The following is a 6,871-nucleotide window of genomic DNA, read 5'->3' on the forward strand; positions in this document are numbered from 1 at the left end:
AAGGTTAATCGAATAACCTCATTAATGTGCCAGCACGTGTGATTCTCATCACGCTGATGAGCTTTTTACCGCCCTGGTTTCTGATTATGGCGGGTTAATCGCGTTAACCACCCTATGAAAATAAGGTTAATCGATTAATCTTTAATTAGCCAACACGGAGAGAGAAAATGCATACAACCTATAATAAATTCCCTGAGGTTTATGTTCAGGGCTATGACGACGAGGCCTGGCAAGGCTGGGCGTCGGTCCATTCGGTACTTCGCAGCCGGGTTTCTGAATCGCCTAAAACCGTACTGATTATCGATTGTTATCCGGGCGTGCGACTGGATGAGCTGGAGCAACACCTCTTCGCCGCGCTAAACGCCGCCGTAGTGATTAATGTTGAATCCGCGCGACGTGATGAGCAGGCGCTGCATGAATTGTTGGCGCGTAATCTGACCGATGACCGCGTCTTTGGCGTTCTCTCCTGTCACCATCTTGATGAGTTTTTTGATCCCGACAAGCTCAACCGGATGCGTCAACTGATTGAAGTCATCCCCGAAGGTCTCGTGGTGGTATATGGGCCAGGCGCGGCGCTGGCGCATCCCGGCGATGTGTTGGTGTATGCCGATCTGCCGCGCTGGGAAATTCAACAGCGTATGCGTCATGACGGTCTCGGTAACTGGGGCGCAAAAAACCAGAATGAAGATATTCTTCGTCGCTATAAACGCGCCTTTTTTATTGAATGGCGAGTCTTTGACCGGCACAAAACGCCGCTGCTCAAACGCGCTGATTATTTGCTGGATACGACGGTCGCAGGCGCGCCCGCAATGGTCAGCGGCGAAGCGCTACGCGCCGGGTTGCAACAAACCACCACGCAACCGTTTCGCGTCGCCCCCTTCTTTGACCCTGGCGTCTGGGGCGGGCAGTGGATGAAACAACAATTCGATCTCGATCCCTCAGCGCCCAACTACGCGTGGTGTTTTGATTGCGTGCCCGAGGAAAACAGCCTGTTACTGCGTTTTGGTCATGTGCGGATCGAGATCCCCTCTCAGGACCTGGTGCTGACGTATCCCCGCGCCCTGCTTGGCGAGAAAGTTCATGCTCGTTTTGGCGCGGAATTTCCGATTCGTTTTGACTTTCTCGATACCATTGGCGGTCAGAACCTGAGCTTCCAGGTTCATCCGGTTACTGAATACATCCAACAGCAATTTGGTATGCACTATACCCAGGATGAGAGTTACTACATCCTTGAAGCAGAGCCAGATGCGGTGGTCTACTTGGGCACAAAAACCGGGATCGTACCAGGCGAGATGCTGGACGATTTACGCGCGGCGGGACGAGGCGAGAAAGCCTTTGATGACGAGCGGTTTGTCAATCAATTCCCTGCCCGTAAGCACGATCATTTTCTCATCCCTGCCGGAACCGTCCATTGCTCAGGCGCCGGGACAATGGTCCTGGAGATCAGTGCCACGCCGTATATTTTCACCTTCAAACTGTGGGACTGGGGGCGTCTGGGTCTGGACGGATTGCCGCGTCCTGTCCATCTTGACCACGGTCAACAAGTCATTGACTGGCAGCGCGATACACAATGGGTTCAAGACAATCTGATCAACCGTATTGAGCCCATCGCTGAAGGGGACGGCTGGCGGGAAGAAAGAACCGGGATGCACGAACGTGAGTTTATCGAAACCCGCCGTCACTGGTTTACTGCCCCAGTGACACACCATACTCAGGGTGGTGTGAACGTTCTGAACCTGGTCGAAGGTGCGCAAGCCGTGGTCGATAGTCCGAGCGGCGCATTTGCTCCCTTCATCGTTCACTATGCAGAGACCTTTATCATCCCGGCAGCCGTTGGGGAATACCGAATTTCACCTTCAGGCGACAGCGTTGACCAGCCTCTGGCGACGATCAAAGCCTGGGTAAGAGGATAAGCCGATGATCCACATTATTGTTGCCAGTCACGGTCCTCTGGCGGAAGCGCTTCTTACCAGCGGACGCATGGTTTACGGCGAATTACCGCATGTTTACGCCGTGACACTAAGCGAACAGGCCGGTATCGAAGGGTTTAAAACGCGCTTTAGCGAAGTACTGGCACAGGCGGGACAACACGCTGACGGAGTACTGGTGCTCTGCGATATGCAAAGTGGCACGCCGTGGAACGTCGCCTGCCAGCATGCTTTTTCACCACAAACGTTGCCTCCCATCGCCGTTGTGGCAGGAGTGAATCTGCCGATGCTGCTGTTAAGCGAGGAAGTGCTTCCATTCATGGATGTCCATGCCGCAGCCGATACCCTGCTGGCGTTAACTGCCCCCACGTTGACGAAGGCTGCCCCGGTTTTTTCCGTGCAGTCAGATGATTTTTAAAGGAAACCGCTATGAGTATTTCTTTTGTCCGTATCGATGACCGCGTTATTCATGGGCAGCTCGTCACACGTTGGGCCAAAGAGCTGCCCTGCGATGGCATTGTCGCCATTGACGATGCCGTCGCGGCCGATCCCCTGCTCTCCTCGGTGATGAAAGGCGCCGTGCAGGACACCAAAGTCTGGTTGTTTGATACCGCCACCGCGATTGAGAAACTGCCCAAAGTCATCGCCAGTGAGAAACGTTATTTCGTGATTGGCAAATCGCCGGTCACGCTGATGCGCATCGAAGAAGCGGGTATCAGTCTGCACAACGCCAACGGCAAAATTAACGTCGGTCCAATGAGTGCGCGCGCCGACACCACGACAATTGGCCCTAATCAATCAGTCAATGCACAGGAGATCGCCGCCTTTGACTGGCTGACGCAGCGCGGGCATCAGGTTGAATTCCGGCTGGTGCCGGATGCCAGTTGTTACAGCTGGCAGGATGCGCGCCAGAAGCTGAAATAAGGAGCGGACGATGATTATCGAAGCGATGTTGATTGGCATTCTGTGTTATCTCGGCGCCCTCAGCAGCCCCTGGCTGTTGGGACTGACGGGCGGCTGGTATTTAATCACTCGACCGCTGATTTCCGGCACGTTGGTCGGGATTATTCTCGGTGACATGAAAACCGGGATCATGATTGGCGTTGCGGTTCAGGCAGTATATATCGCGATGGTCACGCCCGGCGGCTCAATGCCTGCCGATCTCAACTTTGTGGCTTACCCGGCCATTGCATTGGGGATCCTCTCAGGCAAAGGCCCGGAGGTCGCGGTCGCCTTAGCCGCTACCATCGGGATTGCCGGGACCATCTTATTTAATGCGATGATGGTACTGAACTCTTTCTGGAACCATCGTGCCGATGTGGCACTGGATCGGGGCGATGAGCGGGGAATTTACCTGAACAGCGCCATCTGGCCTCAGGTGACAAACTTTATCCTGCGTTTTGTGCCCACCTTTATTGCGGTTTACTTTGGCGCACAGTACATCAGCGGTTTTATGGACAGCCTGCCGAAGATGGTGTTGTCGACAATGAACGTACTGGGCGGCATTCTGCCCGCCGTCGGGATTGCAATTCTGCTCAAGCAGATCATCAAAAATTACACCATGTTGATCTACTTCCTCGTCGGTTTCGTCTGCATCGTCTTTTTAAAACTCAACATGGTCGCGCTGGTGATCGTCGGTTCACTGTTGGCGCTGATCCACTATAACTACAAGCCGGAACCGCCGCAGGCTGCAAACGCGACGTCGGTTACCCGCGATGATGAGGATGAATTCTGATGGAAGAACGTACGCTGACCCGTAAAGATCTTCGCCGCTGCTGGCGGGCCTGGATGATGCATAACTTATCGTCGATGAGTTTTGAACGTCTGGAATCTTTTGGATTTTGTCTGAGCATGTTGCCGGTGGCGAAAAAGCTCTATCCCGATGCCGCACAACGAACCGAAATGTTGCGTCGACACGCCTCGTTCTACAACACCGAACCCCAGATTGGCGCCATTGTGAATGGAATGGCGCTGGGGCTGGAAGAGAAAAAAGCGAACGGGGAGCCGATCGACGGAGAGACGATCAACACCCTTAAGGTGGGTTTAATGGGTCCCATTGCCGGGATCGGTGATTCCATGATCCCTGGGATGTTGATCCCCATCCTGCTCAGTATCGGCATGGCGCTGGCGGCAGGCGGCAATATCCTCGGTCCCTTGTTTTATACCGTCGCCTGGCTTGCGATCATCATTCCCGGCTCATGGTTCTTGTTTCTGAAAGGCTACAAAATGGGCTCCGGCTCGGTAGAAATACTGGTGAGCAGCAAGTCCACTCGTCTGCGCGAAGCCTTATCGCTGTTAGGCGTTTTCGTTATGGGGGGCGTCGCAGCCAGCTACGTGAAGCTTGGAACCGGGATGGAGTTTATTACCAAAGATGGTGTGAATATCCATGTTCAGCAGATGCTGGATGGCATTTTCCCGCAATTGCTGCCGCTGGTCGTCGTTCTCGGTACCTGGTATCTGATGGCAAAACGCGGTGTCTCACCGGTAAAAGCGATGGTTTTACTGCTGATACTGGCCGCGCTTGGCGTCGCAACAGGTCTGTTTGCAGGTTAATAGCGAAAAGACGGAACTACCGGGGCAATGCCCCGGTTTTTCATGGATGGAAGTTCTGCCACAGCCCTGCGCATTTATCCGGGCGAGAGATAAACTGAAAGCGCCCCGGGTCGGATATAAATTGCTGATAGATTGGCGCTGAAGTCAGTGAAAACTCCGTATACTGACGAGGCGTGACGGCCTGCAATCGCCCGGCAATATAGCGCGGGTTGTGCTGCCAGATGACGTGATCACCCTGTAGTAACGGATACCACGCCAGCCCTTTATGCGCCCGCACAGCCTCATATTCAAAACCATATTCGCGATCGCACCACGCGCCAAAGGTTAACGGCTCATTCGGATCGGCGGATATCGTCGCATGTCCCCAACCTGGCGGCACCAGCACTTTTTCACCGGGTCCTGCGATCACCGCAAAGCAGCGACCAGGATCGTCCCCAACATATTCCTGCATGTAGATGATCGCTTTCCCCTGCCAGATCTCATACAACTCTGGCGGAGACCACCCGCTGTGCTGACTCACACGATGCACATGCCCCTGACTACGAATCGGTTCTTCACCCAACCGACCCGCGGCATAGGTCACCACACCGAACAACAGCATGCGTTTTTTTAGCTCCTCGCGATCCTGCAGGCGCGCCACGTCCATCGCGATAGCGTATACCTCTTCCGGTCCCTCACACTGCGGATCACGCAGCGAAGCACGAATCTGATCGAGTCGGCGAATTTCCGGCATAGGCCCGGTCACGTCATCCCCATAACTGAACCCAAGCGGATGACGATGTACGGTCATATCCAGACCATAAAGAGAGGCAGAGTCAACCATTCTGCACCTCCCTTACCAGAATCTGCTGGTTTTCCTCAAAGACCCTGAGGGTGAACCCCTTCGCCAGCGCCGCATAATCATGTCCGGCGATAGCAGGCCAGACAGCAAGCGCGGAGAGCACCTCATTTCCGGTGTTGATTAAGCGGTGTGCGGTAAAACCTGGGATGATATGAATGGATCCGGCGAAAACGTTTTCCAGTCGCGCCTGCCCGTGCTCATTTTGCAGCAGCAAAAGTCCCTTTCCGCGCAGGCCAAAATAGACTTCGCCCTGTTCACGGCGCGCATGGAAATGCCCGCGGGTCATAAAGTATTCACCGCCGACATGTCCGGGATAAAGATGCGTCACGCCCGTATAGAGTTCGCCTTCCGCCGAAGAAGTCGCCAGCATCTCAACGTCATACACCACGTGTTCGCCCGCCAACTGTTGCCGGGCAGGCTCATCGGCAAAAACCTCAATGAGATCCTGAATGCGGGTTGATTTACGTAACAGCGGCCCTTTTGCCAACGCGCCGCTCGCCCATTCCACCTGCGGTGGCTGGATAAAAGTAAGATTCATATGCGTCTCCGGCCCGAGGAGAACAACAGAATCAGATTAGCAGATTAATCGATTAACCTTCCAGTTCCGTCCACAGAGTGCGGTGCGTATCACACTCCTTACGGTGCCAGTGCCAGAACTTCTGCCACCCACTGCTGGAACCCTGCAACATTAATTTCCAGAGCGACCTGCACGTTTGCTGGTCTGTTCATCCGCCCTTCAATATCCACCACGGTCGTCCCGGCGGTATAGTCCCCCTGGGTTTCAACCGCGACAAAGCACGGCTTGACGGTAAACAGATCCGGACGCACCAGCCAGGCAATCGCGCAGAGATCGTGCATTCGCACGCCGGTGCGCATTGTCCCGCTGCGATAGTGGCTGAACAAGGCATGTAACATCTTTCCAGTGCGATTGAGGGTGGGCAGCGAGGCCAGATAATCCGGCGTCAACATCGCCTGGTTTGTGACATCCAGCCCACACATCACAATCTCAATGCCACTTTCGAATACGCGCGCTGCGGCTTCCGGATCGACGGCGATATTGAATTCAGCGTTAGGGGTGAAATTTCCCCGTCCGGCAGAACCGCCCATGATCACCAGACGGCGGATGTTGAAGGTGCACTCCGGATAGTGCATCAGCAACAGCGCAATATTCGTCAGCGGACCAATCGCCACCAGCGTGATCGGCTCCGGGGCGCTGATCAGCGCGTCACGAAGGGCGATAAACGCCGGTTTCGCTAGCGGTTGTCGGTCATGCTCGACAAAATCATAGCCTTCCATGCCGGATTCGCCGTGAACATAGGCGGCATCGCGTAGCGGACGTAACAGCGGCGTGGCGGCCCCCTGGGCGAGGGGAATGTCGGCATTCCAGAAATGCAGCAGTTGCAGGGCGTTGCGGGTGGTCTTTTCCACGGAAACATTACCGGCGACCGTAGTCATCAATTGCAGATCGAGCTGAGGGGCAAACAGCGCAGCAGCAATCGCCGCAGCATCATCAATGCCCGGATCGGTGTCGAGAATAATGGGCAGACGC

Annotated in this window: 8 protein-coding genes; 5 read left to right on the top strand and 3 right to left on the bottom strand. The window is 54.8% G+C overall.

What is annotated here, in order from left to right:
• Positions 1–167 precede the first annotated feature (167 nt).
• The 5 genes from JTI98_RS01000 to JTI98_RS01020 are packed head-to-tail and all read left to right on the top strand — an operon-like array spanning position 168 to position 4,481.
• Entirely contained in the window at positions 168–1,913 is a 1,746-nt protein-coding gene (locus JTI98_RS01000; RefSeq protein ID WP_216081826.1) for a class I mannose-6-phosphate isomerase, read from the top strand.
• Positions 1,914–1,917: 4 nt separating this feature from the next.
• Entirely contained in the window at positions 1,918–2,346 is a 429-nt protein-coding gene (locus JTI98_RS01005) for a PTS sugar transporter subunit IIA (RefSeq protein WP_042997993.1), read from the top strand.
• 11 nt (positions 2,347–2,357) lie between these two features.
• Entirely contained in the window at positions 2,358–2,852 is a 495-nt protein-coding gene (locus tag JTI98_RS01010; RefSeq protein ID WP_042997994.1) for a PTS sugar transporter subunit IIB, read from the top strand.
• A 10-nt stretch (positions 2,853–2,862) separates the two neighbouring features.
• Positions 2,863–3,663, top strand: a complete 801-nt coding sequence (locus JTI98_RS01015) for a PTS sugar transporter subunit IIC (protein WP_216081827.1) — start codon at positions 2,863–2,865, stop codon at positions 3,661–3,663.
• Positions 3,663–4,481, top strand: coding sequence for a PTS system mannose/fructose/sorbose family transporter subunit IID (locus JTI98_RS01020; protein WP_042997996.1), 819 nt, complete (start codon positions 3,663–3,665; stop codon positions 4,479–4,481). The genes JTI98_RS01015 and JTI98_RS01020 overlap by 1 nt, the downstream gene beginning before the upstream one ends.
• Before the next feature lie 40 nt (positions 4,482–4,521).
• Here the strand turns inward: JTI98_RS01020 and JTI98_RS01025 are convergent, their stop codons facing one another.
• The 3 genes from JTI98_RS01025 to rihC all read right to left on the bottom strand — a co-directional run bounded on the left by JTI98_RS01025 (position 4,522) and on the right by rihC (position 6,867).
• On the bottom strand, positions 4,522–5,304 hold the full coding sequence (locus JTI98_RS01025) for a glucose-6-phosphate isomerase family protein (protein ID WP_042997997.1): 783 nt from the start codon (positions 5,302–5,304) through the stop codon (positions 4,522–4,524).
• Positions 5,297–5,860 carry a glucose-6-phosphate isomerase family protein gene (locus JTI98_RS01030; RefSeq protein ID WP_058587615.1) on the bottom strand — a complete coding sequence of 188 codons (564 nt, stop codon included), beginning with the start codon at positions 5,858–5,860 and terminating at the stop codon, positions 5,297–5,299. The genes JTI98_RS01025 and JTI98_RS01030 overlap by 8 nt, the downstream gene beginning before the upstream one ends.
• Positions 5,861–5,958: 98 nt before the next feature.
• Complete coding sequence (gene rihC, locus JTI98_RS01035; protein ID WP_216082217.1) at positions 5,959–6,867, bottom strand: ribonucleoside hydrolase RihC; 909 nt, start codon at positions 6,865–6,867, stop codon at positions 5,959–5,961.
• Between the last annotated feature and the right edge of the window lie 4 nt (positions 6,868–6,871).

This window comes from Citrobacter sp. MGH 55 (genome assembly GCF_016906145.1).
In the GTDB taxonomy this organism is placed as follows: Bacteria; Pseudomonadota; Gammaproteobacteria; order Enterobacterales; family Enterobacteriaceae; genus Citrobacter_A; species Citrobacter_A amalonaticus.